The following is an 18,388-nucleotide window of genomic DNA, read 5'->3' as shown; positions in this document are numbered from 1 at the left end:
TAGCCGAACGGCGCTCCCGTGATACTGTCCATGTGAACAGCATGGAACTCCACGAGAAACTCGCCATTCTGGCGGACGCAGCCAAATACGATGCCTCTTGTGCCAGTTCCGGTGCGGATCGCCGGGATTCGCATGATGGCAAGGGAGTAGGTTCTGCTGGGGGATCGGGGATCTGCCACAGCTATGCGCCGGACGGTCGGTGCATCTCGCTGCTGAAGATCCTTCTGACAAATCGCTGCCTTTACGATTGCCACTACTGCATCAATCGCAGGTCGAGCAATGTGCGGCGGGCTTCCTTCACCGCCGGGGAAGCAGTGAAGCTGACACTGGACTTCTACAAGCGGAACTACATCGAGGGCCTCTTCCTGAGTTCCGGAATTATCCGCAGCGCGGACTACACGATGGAGCAAGTCGTAGGTGTGGCCCGAACCTTGCGCGAGGAGCACGATTTCCGCGGCTACATCCACCTCAAGACAATCCCCGAGGCCTCGGCGGAGTTGATCGAGCAGGCGGCGCGTTATGCCGACCGGATCAGCATCAATCTCGAGTTGCCCGTGCAGACGAGCTTAGACCGCTTGGCCCCGGAAAAGAATCTGGCCCGTACCAAGCAGGCGATGGGCCGGATCCGGGTGAAGCTCGACGACGCCGCGGAGCAGCGCCGCACGGGCGACCGCAAGCTGCGCCACGCGACCGGGCAGAGCACGCAGGTGATCGTCGGCGCTGACGCCTCGACGGATGCCGATTTCCTCGTACGCTCGGACGAGCTTTATCGCTCCTACCGCTTGAAGCGGGTCTACTATTCGGCCTTCAGCCCGATTCCCGAGCCCTCCTCGCTCTTGCCCGCGGTCGCCCCGCCGCTGCTGCGGGAGCACCGGCTCTATCAGGCGGACTGGCTGATGCGCCACTACGGTTTTAGTACTTCAGAGATTTTGCCGGCGGAGTTTCCCAATCTGGATCTCACCATGGATCCGAAGCTCGCCTGGGCCCTGCGGAACCGGCAGGACTTTCCATTCGATCTTCAGAAAGCGTCCCGCGGAACGATGCTGCGCGTGCCGGGTCTCGGCGTGAAGAATGTGGACCGCTTGATCGTGATCCGTCGTCACAAGCAGCTCCGCCTGGAAGATCTGGCACGGCTGCGCGTTTCCCTGGATAAGGTGCGTCCTTTCGTGATCACCGCCGACCACCATCCGGCGCGCTACCTTCTGGATAGTGACCGCTTGCTGGCCCGCTTCGCGCCGCGCCCTCAGCAACTTGAGCTTTTCGGCCATGCGCAGGGTTGATCCGGGCAAGGGTTTCGAGTCATGGCGCCAGGCCGCCCGCAGCCTGCTTGCGGAAGGCGTGGCACCGGGCGAGGTGATGTGGGAGCCCGGGACCACCGCGAGCCTCTTTGGCGAAAGTGAAGTCGCGGCGGGGCCGCCAGCGAAGCTTTCCGTGCCGCCCGCCTTCGTCGAGCTTGCCCGCGAAGTAGCCTGTCATGGCGATTCGCGGCGCTGGGCCTTGCTCTACCGCTTGCTATGGCGGATCGCGCGGCTAGGGGAAAGAAGCCTGTTGGAGATCGCCAGCGATCCCGACGTGGCGAAGGCACGCTTGATGGCGAAGAACGTGCGGCGGGAGATCCACAAGATGCACGCCTTCGTTCGCTTCCGGAAGGCCGGCGAGGACGAAGGCGGTCGCGAGCGCTTCGTCGCTTGGTTCGAACCGGACCACTTCAGCGTGGACTCGGCGGCACCCTTCTTCCGCAACCGCTTCGCTAACATGGATTGGTCGATCTTCACGCCGAAGGGCTGTGCGCACTGGATCGGCGGCGAATTGAGCTTCACCGGCGGCGTGGAGAAAAATCCCTGCGACGATCCCGATGCCCTTGAGGCGATCTGGCGGACCTATTACCGCAGCATCTTCAATCCGGCACGGCTGAAGCTGAAAGCGATGCAAGGCGAGATGCCGAAACGCTACTGGAAGAATTTGCCGGAAGCGGAGCTGATCGAGGAACTGACCCGGACCAGCGGCGCCAGAACCGAAGGCATGATCGCGGAAGAGGGCCGGGCGGTGCGGCCTGCGCCGAGGAACGGCTACCTCGGCCGCTTGCAGGAGCTCTCGGAAGCACCGCCAATGAAGGACGCCGCAAGTGCCTCGCTCGTTGAAATCGCGCGGATGGTGCAGGCTTGCCGCCACTGTCCCTTGTGGGAGCACGCCACTTGCGCCGTGGCAGGAGAGGGGCCAGGGAATGCCCGGATCATGATCGTCGGTGAGCAACCGGGCGACCGCGAGGATCTCGAAGGCAGGCCCTTCGTCGGGCCTGCGGGAAAGCTGTTAGACAAGGCTCTCGCCGAGGCCGGTTTGGATCGCACCGGGATCTACGTGACGAATGCGGTGAAGCACTTCAAATGGACGCCGCGTGGAAAACTTCGCCTTCACCAGAAGCCCGCGGCAGGCGAGATCGATGCTTGCAAGCCGTGGCTATTGGCGGAGCTGACCAAGGTCGCTCCGGATGTTCTCATCCTCCTGGGCGGCACGGCAGCGCGATCCCTGTTAGGAGCGGGGTACAAGTCTCGAAAGCACGGGGCCTTGTGGATGCCCCGCATCTGGCACCACGGGTGGTGCTGACGGTGCATCCGTCCTATCTCCTGCGCTTGCCGGACGACATACGGAAGGACGCGGAGTATAAGCAGTTCGTGGCGGATCTGAAGGTGGCGGGCGTCTAGGGTTCGAGCCGGTACCCGCTCCCCCGCACCGTCACCAGATGCCGCGGACGCGAAGGATCCTCCTCCAGCTTCCCCCGCAGCGCCGCGATGAAGTTGTCCACCGTCCGCGTGCTGGGATACGCATGATATCCCCAGACCACGTCCAGGAACTTCTCGCGGCTCACGGTTTCGCCCGCATGCGTGGCGAGCAGACGCAGCATGCCAGCTTCCTTCTCTGATATTTCGTGGCGGGTCCCGCCGCGGGTGATGACCCGTTTCTCGAAATCCACGGTGGCGCTCCCGATGACAAGTTCCGAGCCCACCGAATCCTGCCGCTCCTTCCGCCGTAACAAGGCCCGCACCCGTGCCAGCAGCTCGCGCAGGCTGAATGGCTTCACCAGATAATCATCCGCGCCGCTGTCCAGGCCCTCCACGCGGTCGTCCACCTGGCCCTTCGCGGTCAGCATCAGCACCGGCATGGTTCGTTCACGCTTGCGCAGGTCCCGGCACAGCGCGAAGCCGTCCAGCCCGGGCATCATCACGTCGAGCAGGACCAAGTCGAAGCTCTCCGTGCAGGCGAGTTCCAGCCCGGAAATCCCGTCCGCCGCGGCCATCACGCGATAGCCTTCGGCCTTCAGCGTCTCCACCAGCGCCGTGCGCATCGGCGCTTCGTCTTCGATCACCAGCAATCTCATGCGCCCAGGGGAATGCGGAGGATAAAGATGCTGCCACGGCCCGGCTCGCTCTCCACGGCAATCGTGCCGCGATGCGCTTCGGCAATCGACTTCACCAGGCTCAAGCCGATGCCAGTGCCCTGGGTCTCACGCCGCAGCTCGTCGCCGGGACGGTAGAAGCGCTCGAAGATCCTGCTCTGCTCCGCTCTGGGCACCCCGGGTCCCTCGTCGCTCACCCGCAGTTCACAAGTACGACGGTTCTCGTGGATGGAAAGGGTCACGCTTACCGCTGAAGACGGCGGCGAGAATTTGATCGCATTGTCGAGCAGGTTGACCAGCGCCTGCTGGATCGCCCCGGCATCCACCGCCGCCTCCACGGGATCGAGCCGCGAACTCAGCGCGATCTGCTTCTCCGCCGCCAGCGGTTGCATCACGCGTAGCGTGTCCGCCGTCAGCGCCGCGAGATCAGTGGCTTCCATTTTCCAAACCCGACGGCCCTGCTCGATCCGCGCATGATCCAGCACATTCCCGACAAGCGTCGAAAGCCGCGCGCCTTCTCGTGCGATCAGACGGTGGAATTCCTTCGCCGTTTCCGGGGCGAGCTTGCCCTCCTCCAGCGCATCGGCCATCAGCCGGATCGAGGCCACCGGCGCACGCAGCTCATGCGACACGCTGGCGACGAACTGGCTCTTCATTTCATTGAGCTGCCGTTCCCGCCGCAAGGTCCGGTGGATGAAAAACAGCGCGATCGCCGCCACGGCAACCGCCGTCGTAAGGATCGCCGCCGTCCACCTTTGTTGCCGGCGTATGGGGGCCTCGATGAGGCTGCCGTTATTGAGCGGGGAGATGCCCAAAACCAAGCCCGTGCCGAGCCCGATGGGTGCCGTTGCCAACACGGGCCACTCGCTCGCGCTCCGGAAAACATGGGCGAATGCCCACGGCGGAAGCCCCCGTCGGTTTTCGGATTCAGCCCATGTTGCTCTCTCGATGCTCACGTGTGAAAGCCTTCCATCGCCGGGCCTGACGAACGAAAGCCGGTTGCCGCGATCGATCCACTCACCGTCAGGATTGCGGCTCTGCTTCGCGAGTCGGCGAAGCTCCTCCGTCTCCCGCCATTTGGCCCGATCGACCTCCATGGCAGGCAGGCGTTCCAAAGCGATTGCCGTAAGCGATGAGGGAGCATCCCGGATCAGGAGGTCGGTGATCGATTGCTTGGACTGGCGCGAGCGATCGATCACTTGAAGTCGCAATGCCGCCAGCGCACGGCGTGGCAGGCCGGCTGGCGACAGCCCCGCGTCCGGGTTATCGCGGAGCTCTTCAAGAGCCGTCGGATCGCTGCCGTCGAGAACCGCGTCCAATTCCGACGGCGCACCGGGAAGCGGCGGGTCCTGATAGGTGGAGATGGTCGCCATCCCCGCCTCCAATTCGCGGGTGAGACTGTCCGCGAGCAGCGGCGCAAGGCGTTCCGCTTCCTCCCTCGCCTCGGCTCGCGCCGCCTTGAGTTGGGCCTGCATCCCGTGCCCGGCCACCGCCACCAGCACCGCCAGCGGCAACACCAGCGCCAGGGCAAGCCAGAGGAAGGAAGGCGGGGATTCACGGCGCATGACGGGCGTTAGCGGCGTGGCTGTGGTGAGATGGCCCTCGGTTGGGGCCTTGACTGGGGTTGTCCCGGAATGGGCGGCTGTAACCCATTGCCCGTCCGGATCCGGTCGCCATCGCGGATGAAGATGTCGGTCTCGGTGCGTCTCTCCTCGGCATCGCCACGAATCAAGAGGAGACCGTTCACGCCTGGGTTGCCGGGGGAACTGAGGCTCTGGAAGCGCGTATTGGACGAGGGCACCCCTCCGTCGGGCGGGAAGGGCAGCAAGCCTCCGGGTGAAGTGGTCCATTTCGGCTGCTGCCAGTTCAGACGGATCCGACGGATGTCGCCTGCGACATCCGTCAGCTGGAAATTCCCGCCCAGCACCTTGCCGAAGAAGCGGCTCTCCTCCGCCGTGAAGCCGCCCCACGGCCCCGCCTGCGGTGTCGCCTTGAGCGGTAATTCCACCCGGTCTCCCGCCTGTAGCGCGACATCCTGGCGGCGGACCTCCTCCGGCGCGGTGGCCTCGGTGCAGGCCGCGATCGCCTTGGCCAGATCGACGTCCAGCACGGTTTCCTTCCCCTCGGCATCGCGGCGCAGGATTCGGATTCTGGAAAAATCGGGATGCTCCGGCACGATGGGGAAGGGAATAAACCGGCTGCCTCCCCTTCCGTAGCGTCCCAGTGCATCGTCCAATTCCCGGGCGGAAATCTCGGCCCACCTTTCGGAACCGCCCTCGGGAAGATTTTCCAGGTCATTCGGATGCCAGGAGGCATAAAGATCCGCGATGATCTCCACCAGTGTCGGAGCCGTCGCGGGCTCGGCATTGCTCCAGGATTTCACAAAGCCGGTGCCGGGTACACTCAGGCTGATGCGCTTGGTCAGCCATTCCGCCTGCTTGCTTGCATACTCTGCCGGATACTCGGGCAGGACATGGTCGCCTGCTTGGAACTCAAAGCGCCTCCACTCGGGAGTGTCGATATTGATCCGGATTTCCGGCCAACCGCCACGGCGCACCACCAGGCTCTTCGGCACGTAGCCGTTCCACAGCAAGCCGGCCAGTGGCCCGGCAGGCAACAAGGGAGCCACGTTTTCCCCGGGATGATAGACGAGACGGTCGCCGCGAAGCGTCATCGCAAGCGCCGCATCGCCGAAACTCACCGTGATCGGCACCGTGACCTGTTTGCGCAGGAGCCACGCAATCTTGGGGAAGACCTGATCGCGATACTCGACATTCCGATTGCGGTAGACATTGGCATCGGAGTCTTGCCAATCGACCGCAAGCTCCACGATATCTCCCCACTGCAGCTTCGGCAGCGCCGCCGAACCGTCGATCCGTGCCGCGATCCTGTCCGTTCCGCCCGTGGCATTCGTGCGGACGATGGTCACCAGCGCCGGAAAGCCATCGGAACCCGTAACTTGGCCCGTTTGGCCTCTCCTGAAGTGGGGGATTTTGGTGGCCTTGAGGAGCAATTCTTCCAGCGAGGCAGGCGCTGCATCGCCATCCCGGACCGCCGCCTCGTTGCGGGTCATGGCGTCCGGATAAACGAGAGTCACCGCAGGTTTTGCCATCAGATCGGGATAGACGAACTTCTCCGTGAGAACTTTCCGGTTCTCGTCCGTGGAGTTCCGGAATGAGGAGTTGAGCCACTCCTCGCCGGGTTTGGCAGCGTGATCGAGCAGCATTCGGAGGATCTCGGTGGAGGAGTTTCTCTCCGCTGCTATTTCCAGAGGCGGCTTTCTGTAATTGGGCGAATAGGCATTTGGATCGGCTCCCGCGTCCAAAAGCCTCGCGACCACCTCTTTTGATCCGCGGTCGATGGCGGAAGCGATCAGTTCGGGCGATGTAACTTTCGCCCCGGCCCGGATCAGCAAATCCAAGACCTCGGGTTTCTTCGACGCCAGAGCATAGCTCAAGGCCGATGCGCCGTTCTTATCCTCGGCATTTGCATCGGCACCCTTGGATAGCAGCAAGCGGATGGTTTCCGGCGAGCCGCGCTCGGCCGCGTAGAGTAGAGGAGTCACTTCCGCCACGTGCTCGGAGTCTTGGAACTTGGGCCCGGCAGTCCTCGCATCGACCGGCGCGCCGGCATCCAGCAGCAATTGCACCACCGCCGGACTCCCCCGCTGGGCGGCAAAGTGAAGGGGCGTTAATCCGGTGCCCGGTGCCGCGAGACCGGCTTTCGCTCCCGCCTTCAGAAGCAGCGCAGGCAAGATCCCATCCCCGGTCTCGCCATCGTAGATTGCCTGATGAAGGGCGCTGCCTACCGGAGCGGGCTTCTTGTTCAGGCCGACGCTGGTGGGATAACAAAACTCCGGCATGAAATTGGGATCCGCGCCGTGATCGAGGAGGATTTTGCACATCCGTTCGTCGCCCGCTTTCGCCGCGAGATGGAGCATGCTCATGAAGGTCGCTTGGCCGCCGTCGGAGGATTCCGCGAAGCGGTACACGTAGGTGGCCTTCCCGCCGGCCTTCAAGAGCGCCTCCGCAATCGTGTGAAAGCCGTTCTTGACCGCTTCGTTGATGGCCACGTCATTCGGCGGCTTGCCCGGGTCGCAGCCCTTGGCGAGCAGGAACTCGACCGCCTTCAGGTTGCCGCTGCCCGCGGCGCTCGAGAGGAACGGGCCGCTGTTGGGATCGATCCCGGATTCGATCAGGAAGGCCATCGTCCGCATCTGCCCGGCGGAGGCCGCGCTGGAGAGGAGATTGGGATCCCTCGCCAGGTCAGGGCTGGTCCGCTTCAGTTCCTGCAGGCGGCGCAGTTCCTTGGACTCGGCATCATCTTCGCCGGGCGCTCCAGCCTCCGGCACCGCGCCACCCATCGCCACCAGGTTTTCGCGGGCCAGCTTGCCCTCCACTTCGGCGGTGGGGAAATCGCGCAGCAGGCGCTGATAGAGTTTCGCCGCCTCCTCCTTGTTGCCCTGCTTGCGCCGCACCTCCGCCAAGCGGAAGAGGGCCGTGGCGGCGAAGGGCCGCTCCTCTTCATAGAGCTCCAGCACCTTCTGATAGTGCTCCGCGGCTTTGGCAGGATCGCGGGTGACTTCCTCCGCGTAGAGCGCATCGCGCAGCAGTTCGCGCGGGGACTCGTCCTCCGCACTTAGCGGCGCGAGCGGCGTCAGCATGGCGAGAAGAAGCAGACCGGAACGGTGGATGGGGTTGCGAGTCATGGTGCGACAGTGGCAGCTTCCGCTCCTCCCTTTGTCATGGAATGGTCATGAGTGCAAGGTGTCGCCAAGGAGGGGTGCGTCCCGTGCCCCGCCTTGGAGATTGCGCCGCCCCGCCTCGTGCCGATAACGTCACGGGCGTGAAGGAAAAGGCGATCTCCTTGCTACAGGAATTGACGGAGGCCCACTCGGTGCCTGGCCACGAAGACGAAGTCCGCGCGATCTTCGTCGATGAAATGGAGGAATGCGGCGAACTCTCCACCGACCGCTCCGGCAGCGTCTTCTGCAGCCTCGAAGGCGAAGGCCCGCGGGTCATCATCGCCGGCCACATGGACGAGGTCGGCTTCCTGGTGCAGAACATCACCCCGGACGGCTTCATCCAGTTCCTCGGGCTTGGCGGCTGGTGGGAGCACGTGATCCTCGCGCAACGCGTCGAGATCCGCACCCGCTCCGGGGAAAAGGTCATCGGCGTGGTCGGCTCGAAGCCGCCGCATTTCCTCCCGGAGGCCCAGCGCCGCCAGTTGATGAGCATCGACCAGATGCACATCGATATCGGCGCAACCTCGCGGCTCGAAGCGGAGCAGGAATTCGGCGTCTCCGTGGGCGATCCCATCGCCCCCTGGTCGCCCTTCACCCCGCTGCAGCGCGAGGATTGGTTCATGGCCAAGGCCTTCGACAACCGCGTCGGCATGGCCGGCACGATCCAAGCCGGCAAGGTGCTGGCATCCGCCATCCGGCCTAACAAGATCATCCTGGCCGGCACCGTGCAGGAGGAAGTCGGGCTGCGCGGCGCCAGGACCGCGGCCATCCACGCCAAGCCGGACGTGGCCATCATTCTCGAAGGGCCGCCCGCCGATGACACCCCCGGCTTCTCCCGCGCGGAGGCGCAGGGCCGGCTCGGCGGCGGCGTGCAAATCCGCCTCTTCGATCCCAGCGCGATCATGAATCCGCGGCTCACGGAACTCGCCATCCGGACCGCGAAGGAAGAGGGGATTCCCCACCAGGTCACCGTGCGCCGCAGCGGCGGCACCGACGCCGGCTCATTCCACTTGGCAGGGGAGGGGACACCCTCCGTCGTCCTCGGCGTCCCCGCGCGCTACATCCACTCGCACAACTCGGTCATCGATGTGAACGACTACCTCCACATGGTCTCGCTTGCCGTAGCGCTGGCGAGAAGGCTCGACGACCCCACGGTGAAGGGGCTCACAAGGTTTCTCTGAATGACGAATTCAGAATTTCCGAATGCCGAATGTCGTGTGTCCAAAGAGATGGTCCGCCTCTGGCGAGAGCCCCTTCTGAAACACACTTCATTCGTCATTCGAGAATTCGACATTCGTCATTTTCCCAAAGACATTCGTCATTCTCTCAAATCATCCCCAGCTTCATCTTCCCCTCTTCGGAGATCATGTCCTGATTCCACGCGGGGTCCCACACCAGCTCCACCTTCGCATCGTCGATGCCTTCGATCATCATGATCTTGGCCTGCGCGTCCGCTGCGATCACCGGGCCCATGCCGCAGCCGGGTGCCGTCAGCGTCATCTTCACCGCCACGATCTTCTTGCCATCCTGTTCCTCGATCCCGCAGTCGTAGACGAGGCCGAGATTGACGATATCGACCGGAATCTCCGGGTCATACACACCCTTGAGCTGGGCCCAGACCTGTTCTTCCAGCGGGGCGTCCTTCAGCCGGACCGATTCCGCATGCTTTTCCTTCTCCTTCTCCAGATCCACGCCCAGCGCGTCGGCATCCTTCGAAGAAATCCGCGCCAGCCCGGCGGAAGTGGCCACCGTGTAGGTGCCACCGAGCCGTTGCGTGATGAAGACCGGCGTCCCGGCGGGCAGCGTGATCGCGTCGCCGCTGGGGATCTGGATGGCTTCGACCTCGCGGGCCAGGGAGATTTCCTCGTGCATGGGAGTAGTGTAGCCATGCGCCCCGGCGGTGCAAGCGGCTTGCCGCGCCGGGGGAAACAGGCCAGCTTCCACGCATGAGCCGGAGACAGAGGAGGAGATCCACCACGGAGCCGGGAACCGCCAGGAACCCGGCCAGCGGCGCCCGCGGGCGCTGGGCCATCCGCGTCCTGATCGCGGCCTTGGCCCTGGGCGTGGTGGTCATGGGCGGCGGCTACATCTGGCTGCGGAGCTGGCTTCACAGCGAGTCCTTCCGCCGCATGCTGGCCGGGGAGGCGGACAAGGCCCTCCAGGTTTCCAGCGAGTTCGGCCCCTTCCGCTGGAGCGGCACCCGCATGGACACGGAATCCTTCAGGGCCCGGAGCGGCGGCCTGATCAAAGCCATCGATGCCGACGATCTCCGCGTCGAGGTCGGCCTCGGCGGCTGGTGGAAGGGCGTCTGGCAGATCGATGGCGCCCGCGCGCGCCGGATCGAAATCGAAATCGACGCCACCGCTGCCGACCGCATGAAGAGTCAGCCCGCCCCCATGCAAGCGGACGCACCACCGACGGCGGCGGAAAAGAAGGGGAAGTGGTACGATTCCCTGATTCCCCACGAGGTGGACCTGCGCCAGCTCGAGATCAGCAGTTCCACGGTGAAGGTGATCACCGCCTCCGGCCCCGTCGGCATCGCGAATACCGGTTGGAAAGTCATGCCGGACGTCGCCAAGGGCAGCTACCGTGCGGAAGGCACCGATGGCACGGTCAAGCTGCCGTGGGCTTGGGCGCCGCGCATGAATCTCGGCCGCGCCCGCCTCCGCTATCAGGGCGATACCCTCTATCTCACCAGCGCCGACTTCCAAGTCTACGAGAGCGGCAGCCTCGAACTCGATGGCGAGATGTCCGTGAAGGGCGAAGGCTACATCTTCAATGGCAACCTCCGCGACGTAGCCTGCGCGGAGATCCTCCCGGAGAGCTGGCGGCAACGCCTCAGCGGCCAGGTGAAGGCGGACTTCACGGTCGAGGGCTCGAAGTTGAGCCCGAAGGTCAGCGGCAATGTCGTGCTCGCGGACGGCGTGCTGACCGCCTTGCCGCTGCTCGATTCGCTCTCGGCCTACGCCGATACCACCCGCTTCCGCCGCATCGCGCTGCAGGAGGGTAAAACCGATTTCGAGTGGCAGGACGGCGCGCTCGCCCTGCGCAATCTCGTGTTCTCCAGCGAAGGCCTCGTGCGTCTGGAAGGAACCCTGCGCGTGGATGCACGGAAGAACCTCGACGGCCGTTTCCGCCTCGGTCTTGTCCCGGGAATCCTCGCTCGAATTCCCGGCGCGGAGACCGAGGTCTTCCGTCGCGGCGAGCGCGGCCTGCTGTGGACCGACCTGCACATCACTGGCACCGTCGACCATCCGGAGGAGGACCTCAGCAAGCGCTTGGTCGATGCCGCCGGCCTGCGCATGTTCGAGATCCTCCCGGAGACCGGCGAGAAGGTCCTCAAGTTCACCAAGGAGGTCATCGGCCAGGATCTCGAAGCCCACTTGCAAAAAGGCGGACAGATCCTCGATCAAGGCAAGACCGTCATCGAAGGAGCCAAGGGCGTCGTCGAAGGCGTCGGCGAGGTGATCGACATCTTCGGCGGCAGCAAGAAGGAAAAGAAGGACGAGTGAGCTGCCATCTGGAGTGCGGCAGCCTGCTCTACCCGCATTTCCGCAGTGCTTCACGGACGGCTCTTCCCCTGGGGGCGCGGAGCCACCCGGCCCGCAGAGTGGTCCCTCGCTGCCGTTGGCACTTAAAAGGTAAGCAGTCAAGCGACGGCGCTTTCCACCACCATCGCGCGACAGGGCAGAGCCTCCCCGGTCCCGGGCGCTCACGCGTCAGACCGGCGAATGTGGTGGGTAGCGGGGTAGGGCATGACGCCGCTTGAAAAACTCGCCCGCTCTTTTCCCTCACTTCATCGCCTTCAGCGTGATCTTCTTCCCTTGGTTCGACTGCCAAGAACCCTCCGCGCTCTTGAATAGCGCCTTCAAATCATTGAGATTCAGCACGCGGAACTCGATCATCCCGGCGTGGCTGGTAGCCGGATAATTCTTCTGCGGGAGATTGTGGACGGTCGTGTTCGCGCGCTGGCCGGCACGGTCCACCAGATCGTTGCCGCGGTCCACGAGACGGTCGACCGTGCCGGCCCCGGTGGCACCCACCGCCGGGCGCACATGGTAGAAGCGTGCGATCGCCCGGCCGTTCGTATCGATCACCATTTCGGTCACCACCAGCTGGGTATCCAGCACGTATTCGTGGATGCTCACGGAGGAAATCTTGTCCAGCATCACGCTGTATTCCCCGCCCGGCAGGGTCGCGCTCCAGAAGCGCTTCGAGCCCTCGCTCTCCTCGGCAGTGGAGTTGTTGTCCTTCTGGGTCTCCTCCTGGTCGTCTTCATTCTCGTTGTTGTCCTTCTGCCCCTGCGCGGCGGCAGGGAGGGCGAGGAAGAGCAGGGCGAGGAGCAGCGTGAACTTCGGCGTTTTCATGACGTGTGGTGGAACTCTGGATACGCGCCATCCCTTTGGCGAGTTTCGCCGCATTATTTCGGGAAAGTTAAGGATTGAGCGGAGCCGCGGGATTGCATAGATATTCGCCCGTGGTTCGTTTCCGGCCCAATGTCGCCGCGCTGATGGTGAAACCGCAGGGGCAGCTGCTCGTCTGCGAGCGCTGGTCCGTACCCGGCGCTTGGCAGTTCCCCCAGGGCGGCGTCGATGACGGCGAATCGCTCGAACAAGCACTTTACCGCGAGGTTCAAGAGGAGATCGGCCTTTTGCCCAAGCACTATGAATTGCTTGGTTACCGCACCGGCTACCGTTATCTCTACCCGGAGGAAGTGCGCATGAAGAAGATGCGCAAACACGGCTGCCACGGCCAGGAGCAGACCTACTATCACTGCCTGCTCAGGGACGGCGCGCCGGAAGTGAACGTGCACCAGCGCGCGCGCGAGTTCGGAGCCTACCGTTGGATCATGCCGGAGGAGTTCGATCTGGACTGGCTCCCCGAGTTCAAGCGGGACGTTTATCGCCAGGTGATGAAGGACTTTTTCGGTGTACTATTGTGATATTGTAACCCTGCAAGAATTGCAGGATCGCGACTAGAGCTTGCTCGTATGTCCGATTTCGGGTGTCGTGCGCTCTCAGAAAAACTTTCCCTGATGGAGATTCTTCCCGACCAGTCGCAGAGTGTCATCAAATGCCGTAACAGCCAAGGAATGGAGGTGCAGGCAAACCTGCTCCGTTTGACCCGCTACTCGGTTGTTTTTGAAGTCTATAACCCCTACAGCATCCTCCAGCTCTCGGAGGTGCTTTCGGATTTCCGGATCCTCGCCAACCGGCGCTTGATCTACCGGGGCAAGGCTGTCGTCAGCAACTTGCTCAATACCGGCCTGGTGCTGGTCTGCGAGGCGAACCTCGAGGATGGCTGGCAGGAGGTGGACTTCCTTTCCGCTGTCACCGGCGAGGCCGATCTCGGTGCCCAGTTCACCTCCTTCATGTCGGAATGGAGAGCCGCCAACCACGTGCAGGACCCCTTCAAGGTCGCCGTGGCGGACATGGCGAGCGCCCTTACCGGCGTGCAGCACTGGATGGGCGGCATCGACGTCGGCATCCGCTCCACCGCCACCCGCCGCCGCGATGACCTGGAGCGCGAGATCTTCACCAACGTCCAGCAGAGGGTCCTCGAGCAGATGATCCCCTCGATGGAAAATTTCGAGGAGGTGGCGGACAAAATTAGCGAAGATGAGGTGCCCTCGCACAAATCATACATCCGCCGGGAGATGCACCCGATCGTCCTTTGTGCTCCCTTCGTTTATCGCACCTACATGAAGCCGCTCGGCTACGCGGGTGACTATGAGATGGTCAATATGATGCTGCGTGATCCGTATGAAGGGGCGTCGTCGTTCGCGAAGATGCTCAACTATGCGATCCTTAATACCGAGCCGGTCGTTGCCCATCGCAACCGGATCGACTATCTGGTGGAGATGCTCGACCGCGAGTCGAACCGTCGCCGCGGCCGGGCGCGCGCCTTCAATCTCGGCTGCGGGCCGGCGGAGGAAGTCCTGCGCTTCCTGGGTCAGCACGATTCCAGCGATCGGATGGAGTTTGATCTCCTCGATTTCAATCCGGAGACCCTCGAGTATACCCGCGAGCGTCTCGAGAAGGCGCGCATGGCGGAAGGGCGGAATACCCGGCTGCGTTTCATCCCGCGCTCCGTCCACCAGATCCTGAAGGCGGCCGTCCAGCCCGGCGGAGACCCGGAACTCGGCGGCTACGACGTGGTTTATTGCGCCGGCCTGTTCGATTACCTGTCCCAGCGCGTCGGCAAGCGCCTGGTCGAGTTCTTCTGCTCGATCGCCAACCCGGGCGGCCTCGTCGTCGTCACCAACGTGGCAGACACCAATCCACGCAAGGCTTGGATGGAATATCTGATGGAGTGGAACCTGATTTACCGCAGCAAGGAGGACATGATGGACCTTGTCCCCGCCGGCCTTGCCACCAAGCGCGTGGAAGTGAAAGCAGACGCGACCGGGGTGAACCTCTTCCTGGAAATCGAACTGGCCGATGGCTGACGCCGCCACAGTTCCCTACACGGCCACCGAAGAGGCCGAGCTGAACCACGCCTTCAAGCGCTACGAACACGGCGTGTTCGTGGATAATGCCCGCCGCACCGCCGCGCTCTCCGCGCTCTTCATGCTCGCGGGCACCTCGCTCGACTGGATGGTCTTCCCGGAGCTGGCTTGGCACTTCCTGCTCATCCGCGCCATCGTCACGCTGCTGCTCTGCGTGATCTTCTGGTTGCTCGGCCTGTTATCCAGCGAGTGGTCCCGGCGCCTTACCGCGCATGTTCTTTTCATGCTGCCCACCGTCAGCATCTGCTGGATGATCGCCCTGACCAAAGGGGGGGATTCGCCATACTATGCCGGGCTCAATCTCGTGCTGCTCGGCCTCTCGCTTTTGCTGCGCAGTTCATTCCAGGACTCGGTGGTGATGATCCTTCTCTGCCTGACTTGTTATTTTTGCAGCGTCGGGCTTTCAGATTGGCATTCTGACCACCGCCTCTTCTTCAACAACTCCTACTTCCTCTTCGTCACCGCGGTCTTCGTCGGTGCGGGAAGCTATTTCTACGAGCGCCTCCGCTTCCGCGAGTTCGCCTTGCGCAAGGAGGTCGAGGACGCCCGCGGACAACTGGAGGCGACCAATAAGCAGTTGAGCGAGCTCGACGAGGCGAAGACCCGCTTCTTCGCCAATATCAGCCACGAGCTCCGCACGCCGCTCACCGTCATGATCGGCCTCACCGAGCGCCTGGCCGACAAGTTCAAGCTCTCCCCCGAAAAGGAGGTCCGCGACATGCTCGCCATGTCCGAACACAACGGCCTGCGCCTGCTCAAGCTCATCGACGACCTCCTCGACCTCGTGCGCTTCGACACCGGCCATGCCGATCTCAGGCTCCAGCCGACCCGCCTTCCCGACCTGCTCGACGGCCTGATGAGCTCGATGCGCCACCTCGCCGATCAGGACGGCGTAACCCTCGACTGGAAGGTCACAGGCGCCGAAACCGCGCTCCTTCTCGACCGCGACAAGCTCGAGAAGGTGCTGCTCAACCTCACCATCAATGCCATCAAGTTCACCCCCTCCGGAGGTCGCATCGATGTCGATGCCGTGATCTCCGGCAGACAGCTCTCGCTCAGCGTGGCGGACACCGGCGTCGGCATTTCATCGGAAGGCTTGGATCGGATCTTCGATCGCTTCTGGCAGGTCGATTCTTCTTCCACCCGCAAGTTCCAGGGCGCGGGCATCGGCCTCGCCCTCGTCAGCAGCTTGGTGGAAACCATGCACGGCACCATCGTTGCAGAGAGCACCATCGGCGTCGGCACCCGCTTCACGGTCGATCTCCCGGTGGACGCCGCGGCACCCGCCGAAACCGCCGCCATGGACGATCCGGACGATGAGAATACCTCGGGCAAGTACATCGAGGAACTCCACCGCAAGGCCGCCCTCTCCGTGTCACGCCCCACGGATTCCAAGGACGCCGCCGTCCTCAACCGCGGCATCGGTCGCAAGGGCTCCTCCATCCGCCCCCTCGTGCTCGTCGCCGATGACGAGCCGGACATGCGCCGCTACCTCGTCATGCAGCTCGAAAATGTCGACGTGATCGAGGCCCGCGATGGCAAGGAAGCCTTCGAGCTCGCCAAGCAACACCAGCCCGTCCTCGCCCTCGTCGACCACATGATGCCGGAGATGGACGGCGTGCAGGTCTGCCAGGCCATCCGCGAGCATCATTCCACCCGCGAGATGCCGATCATCATGCTCACCGCGCGCGCCGATGAGCAGACCAAGCTCCAGGCCCTCGATGCCGGTGCCAGCGATTTCCTGACCAAGCCCTTCTCCGGCACCGAGCTGGTCCTGCGCCTCCGCAACCAACTCGCCATGGCCGCCATCCGCACCGAACTCGGCGAGCTCAACCGCGACCTCGCCGCCGCCATGGAAAAGCTCAAGGACAACGAGGTCCTGCTGGTCCGCAATGAAAAGCTCTCCGGCCTCGGCCAGATGAGCGCCGGCATCATCCACGAGATCAACAATCCCCTCAACTACGCCCGCGCCGGCCTGCATGCCTTGAATTCCTTCAAGCGCCTCCTGCCCGAGGCCGAGCACGCCGACTACGCGGAAATCGTCGGCGATATCAGCGAGGGCGTCGAGCGCGTCGCCCAGATCGTCGCCGACCTCCGCCAGTTCACCCGCGATGACAACCGCGTCGGCGGCGAGGCCAACCTCGTCGAGGTCGTCGAGCGTTCCCGCCGCCTCGTCAGCCACCAGCTTGGCGACAAGGTCGAGTTCAAGATCAACAAGCCGGGCAAGGCGCTTATCACCGGCAATTCCAACCAACTGGTCCAGGTCTTCGTGAACCTCTTCCAGAATGCCTTCGACGCCATCGACGAGCGCCAGAAGGACAAGCCCGGCGACCCCGGCAAGATCGATATCGGCCTGCGCGCCGCCGCCGGCGGCTGGGAAGTCACCGTCTGGGACAATGGTGCCGGCATCCCGAAAGATATCATTAACAAGATTTACGATCCCTTCTTTACCTCGAAGGATGTGGGTAAGGGCATGGGCCTCGGCCTCAGCATCAGCCACCAGATCCTCGGCCGCCACCGCGCCCACATCGAGGTGGATACCCGCCCCGGCGAATTCACCTGTTTCACCATCTTCTTTCCACCTCCCGATCCCGATGCTTTTTGGGATGCAGAAGACTCTAAAAATTCCGACCCCAGCGACACCTTGCCATGAGTGACCTCAACTACGATTACCAGCGCTACGCCGTTCTCTTCGTGGACGACGAAGAAAAGACGCGTAAGTATTTCCGCCGCCTCTACGGCGAGACCTTCCGCATCCTCGAAGCCTCGGACGGTGTCGAAGCGCTCTCGGTCTTCCGCGCCCACGCCGCGGAAATCGGCATCATCATCACCGACCAGCGCATGCCGAATGAAACCGGCGTCGGCTTCCTCGCCAAGATCTCCGACCAGTACCCGGATGTGGTCAAGATCCTCTCCACCGCCTACTCGGACCTCGATGCGGCGATCGGCTCAGTCAACAAGGGCGGCATCTACCGCTACATCACCAAGCCTTGGGAAGTCAGCGAACTCGAAGTCACCCTGCTCCGCGCGATGGAGTTCTTCATCGTCAAGCGCGAGCGCAATTCACTCATGGGTGCCAAGCTCCAGGCCCTGGCGAATGTCATCTACTCGTCCCGCCTCGCCGCCTTCGCGCTCGCCCCGCTGACCGCCGGCCTGCCCGGTCGGCACGCTGCGGAAGCCGTCGCCTCCTTCGTCCGCCTCGGCGCCTTCGGGAATGCCGCCGGCACCGGCCGCATCGGCACCATGGATGCCGGCATCGACTCCTGGCGGAAGGTCCACGAGATCCAGCTCAAGCTCGCCTCCGCTCTGGAGACCACCCTCAAGGCTGGCTTCTCCGGCAGCTCCCTCGCCGAGCGGGTCGCCGCCTTCGCCAAGTCCCTCCCGGACGGCCAGGTCCTCGATCTCGCCCAGGATGGCGACAACTTCACCCTCGGTGCCGCCAGCGATCCCTTCCCGCGCCTGCTCGCCGGACTCCTCGGCGTCAGCGGCAAGGGCGGCGATGAAGCCATCCCCGCGCTGGCCGCTCTCTTCGGCATCTACGATCTCGGCGCCTCCGTCACCCGTCTCCGCTCGGATTCCCTCGCCATCCAAGTCCGCCCCGGCGGCGCTGCGGCGGAAATGTCACCGGGCTCGGATGTCGGCCGCTGGCTGTTTGATGATGATTTACTCATTTCCTCCGCTTTAGGACTTCTCTAGGATGAGTAGTCTCAGGTAGTTTTCAGGACTCGTGGACTGACCTATC

The 18,388-nt window shown here is 63.5% G+C and carries 14 protein-coding genes; 8 read left to right on the top strand and 6 right to left on the bottom strand.

Annotated elements, in window-relative coordinates:
- Positions 1-41 precede the first annotated feature (41 nt).
- Both ABWK72_RS11235 and ABWK72_RS11230 read left to right on the top strand, forming a co-directional pair.
- Entirely contained in the window at positions 42-1,280 is a 1,239-nt protein-coding gene (locus ABWK72_RS11235; protein ID WP_367874885.1) for a putative DNA modification/repair radical SAM protein, read from the top strand.
- On the top strand, positions 1,267-2,604 hold the full coding sequence (locus ABWK72_RS11230; protein ID WP_367874884.1) for a UdgX family uracil-DNA binding protein: 1,338 nt from the start codon (positions 1,267-1,269) through the stop codon (positions 2,602-2,604). The genes ABWK72_RS11235 and ABWK72_RS11230 overlap by 14 nt, the downstream gene beginning before the upstream one ends.
- Positions 2,605-2,698: 94 nt before the next feature.
- Here the strand turns inward: ABWK72_RS11230 and ABWK72_RS11225 are convergent, their stop codons facing one another.
- From ABWK72_RS11225 to ABWK72_RS11215, 3 genes are read right to left on the bottom strand one after another with little or no spacing between them, the layout of a single operon-like run.
- Positions 2,699-3,376 (bottom strand): response regulator transcription factor, encoded by a 678-nt coding sequence (locus ABWK72_RS11225; protein WP_367874883.1) that lies wholly within the window; start codon positions 3,374-3,376, stop codon positions 2,699-2,701.
- Positions 3,373-4,959: a sensor histidine kinase gene (locus ABWK72_RS11220; RefSeq protein WP_367874882.1), complete on the bottom strand. Its 1,587-nt coding sequence runs from the start codon at positions 4,957-4,959 to the stop codon at positions 3,373-3,375. The genes ABWK72_RS11225 and ABWK72_RS11220 overlap by 4 nt, the downstream gene beginning before the upstream one ends.
- A gap of 8 nt (positions 4,960-4,967) precedes the next feature.
- Positions 4,968-8,102, bottom strand: a complete 3,135-nt coding sequence (locus ABWK72_RS11215) for an ankyrin repeat domain-containing protein (protein WP_367874881.1) — start codon at positions 8,100-8,102, stop codon at positions 4,968-4,970.
- Between the two features lie 83 nt (positions 8,103-8,185).
- On the opposite strand from ABWK72_RS11215, the gene ABWK72_RS11210 reads away from it, so the two are divergent.
- On the top strand, positions 8,186-9,319 hold the full coding sequence (locus tag ABWK72_RS11210) for a M42 family metallopeptidase (protein ID WP_367874880.1): 1,134 nt from the start codon (positions 8,186-8,188) through the stop codon (positions 9,317-9,319).
- A 145-nt stretch (positions 9,320-9,464) separates the two neighbouring features.
- On the opposite strand, the gene sufT is transcribed toward ABWK72_RS11210, so the two are convergent.
- Positions 9,465-10,010, bottom strand: a complete 546-nt coding sequence (gene sufT, locus ABWK72_RS11205; RefSeq protein WP_367874879.1) for a putative Fe-S cluster assembly protein SufT — start codon at positions 10,008-10,010, stop codon at positions 9,465-9,467.
- 511 nt (positions 10,011-10,521) lie between these two features.
- The gene (gene cas5, locus ABWK72_RS11200; RefSeq protein WP_367875334.1) at positions 10,522-10,677 is read right to left on the bottom strand and encodes a CRISPR-associated protein Cas5; all 156 of its coding nucleotides are present in this window, start codon (positions 10,675-10,677) and stop codon (positions 10,522-10,524) included.
- A 22-nt stretch (positions 10,678-10,699) separates the two neighbouring features.
- Between cas5 and ABWK72_RS11195 the strand changes: the two genes are divergently transcribed.
- A complete protein-coding gene (locus ABWK72_RS11195; RefSeq protein WP_367874878.1) occupies positions 10,700-11,650 on the top strand; it encodes a hypothetical protein in 951 nt (316 codons plus the stop codon).
- 279 nt (positions 11,651-11,929) lie between these two features.
- Here ABWK72_RS11195 and ABWK72_RS11190 read toward each other — a convergent pair whose 3' ends face one another.
- Positions 11,930-12,505, bottom strand: coding sequence for a hypothetical protein (locus tag ABWK72_RS11190; RefSeq protein WP_367874877.1), 576 nt, complete (start codon positions 12,503-12,505; stop codon positions 11,930-11,932).
- 110 nt (positions 12,506-12,615) lie between these two features.
- On the opposite strand from ABWK72_RS11190, the gene ABWK72_RS11185 reads away from it, so the two are divergent.
- The 4 genes from ABWK72_RS11185 (at position 12,616) to ABWK72_RS11170 (ending at position 18,342) form a co-directional block, all read left to right on the top strand.
- On the top strand, positions 12,616-13,080 hold the full coding sequence (locus ABWK72_RS11185; protein ID WP_367874876.1) for an NUDIX domain-containing protein: 465 nt from the start codon (positions 12,616-12,618) through the stop codon (positions 13,078-13,080).
- Positions 13,081-13,173: 93 nt separating this feature from the next.
- Positions 13,174-14,586: an SAM-dependent methyltransferase gene (locus tag ABWK72_RS11180; RefSeq protein WP_367874875.1), complete on the top strand. Its 1,413-nt coding sequence runs from the start codon at positions 13,174-13,176 to the stop codon at positions 14,584-14,586.
- Positions 14,579-17,299: an ATP-binding protein gene (locus ABWK72_RS11175; protein WP_367874874.1), complete on the top strand. Its 2,721-nt coding sequence runs from the start codon at positions 14,579-14,581 to the stop codon at positions 17,297-17,299. Before ABWK72_RS11180 ends, ABWK72_RS11175 begins: the two co-directional genes overlap by 8 nt.
- Positions 17,296-18,342 carry a response regulator gene (locus tag ABWK72_RS11170; protein ID WP_367874873.1) on the top strand — a complete coding sequence of 349 codons (1,047 nt, stop codon included), beginning with the start codon at positions 17,296-17,298 and terminating at the stop codon, positions 18,340-18,342. Before ABWK72_RS11175 ends, ABWK72_RS11170 begins: the two co-directional genes overlap by 4 nt.
- The last annotated feature ends 46 nt before the right edge of the window (positions 18,343-18,388 follow it).

It is taken from the genome of Luteolibacter sp. Populi (genome assembly GCF_040801775.1).
In the GTDB taxonomy this organism is placed as follows: domain Bacteria; phylum Verrucomicrobiota; class Verrucomicrobiia; order Verrucomicrobiales; family Akkermansiaceae; genus Haloferula.
This window is presented reverse-complemented; position numbering and strand designations above follow the sequence as displayed.

What these genes read in the sequence shown, in the direction of transcription:
- ABWK72_RS11220 (WP_367874882.1), bottom strand. Translation starts at nt 4,959, where the DNA reads ATGCGCCGTGAATCCCCGCCTTCCTTCCTCTGGCTTGCCCTGGCGCTG.
- ABWK72_RS11180 (WP_367874875.1), top strand. Translation starts at nt 13,174, where the DNA reads ATGGAGATTCTTCCCGACCAGTCGCAGAGTGTCATCAAATGCCGTAAC.
- ABWK72_RS11215 (WP_367874881.1), bottom strand. Translation starts at nt 8,102, where the DNA reads ATGACTCGCAACCCCATCCACCGTTCCGGTCTGCTTCTTCTCGCCATG.
- ABWK72_RS11190 (WP_367874877.1), bottom strand. Translation starts at nt 12,505, where the DNA reads ATGAAAACGCCGAAGTTCACGCTGCTCCTCGCCCTGCTCTTCCTCGCC.
- ABWK72_RS11235 (WP_367874885.1), top strand. Translation starts at nt 42, where the DNA reads ATGGAACTCCACGAGAAACTCGCCATTCTGGCGGACGCAGCCAAATAC.
- ABWK72_RS11230 (WP_367874884.1), top strand. Translation starts at nt 1,267, where the DNA reads ATGCGCAGGGTTGATCCGGGCAAGGGTTTCGAGTCATGGCGCCAGGCC.
- ABWK72_RS11175 (WP_367874874.1), top strand. Translation starts at nt 14,579, where the DNA reads ATGGCTGACGCCGCCACAGTTCCCTACACGGCCACCGAAGAGGCCGAG.
- sufT (WP_367874879.1), bottom strand. Translation starts at nt 10,010, where the DNA reads ATGCACGAGGAAATCTCCCTGGCCCGCGAGGTCGAAGCCATCCAGATC.
- ABWK72_RS11225 (WP_367874883.1), bottom strand. Translation starts at nt 3,376, where the DNA reads ATGAGATTGCTGGTGATCGAAGACGAAGCGCCGATGCGCACGGCGCTG.
- cas5 (WP_367875334.1), bottom strand. Translation starts at nt 10,677, where the DNA reads ATGCCGACGGGGCCGGAGGCGGTGATCACCTTCACCGTGGAACTGCTG.
- ABWK72_RS11170 (WP_367874873.1), top strand. Translation starts at nt 17,296, where the DNA reads ATGAGTGACCTCAACTACGATTACCAGCGCTACGCCGTTCTCTTCGTG.
- ABWK72_RS11195 (WP_367874878.1), top strand. Translation starts at nt 10,700, where the DNA reads ATGCCGGACGTCGCCAAGGGCAGCTACCGTGCGGAAGGCACCGATGGC.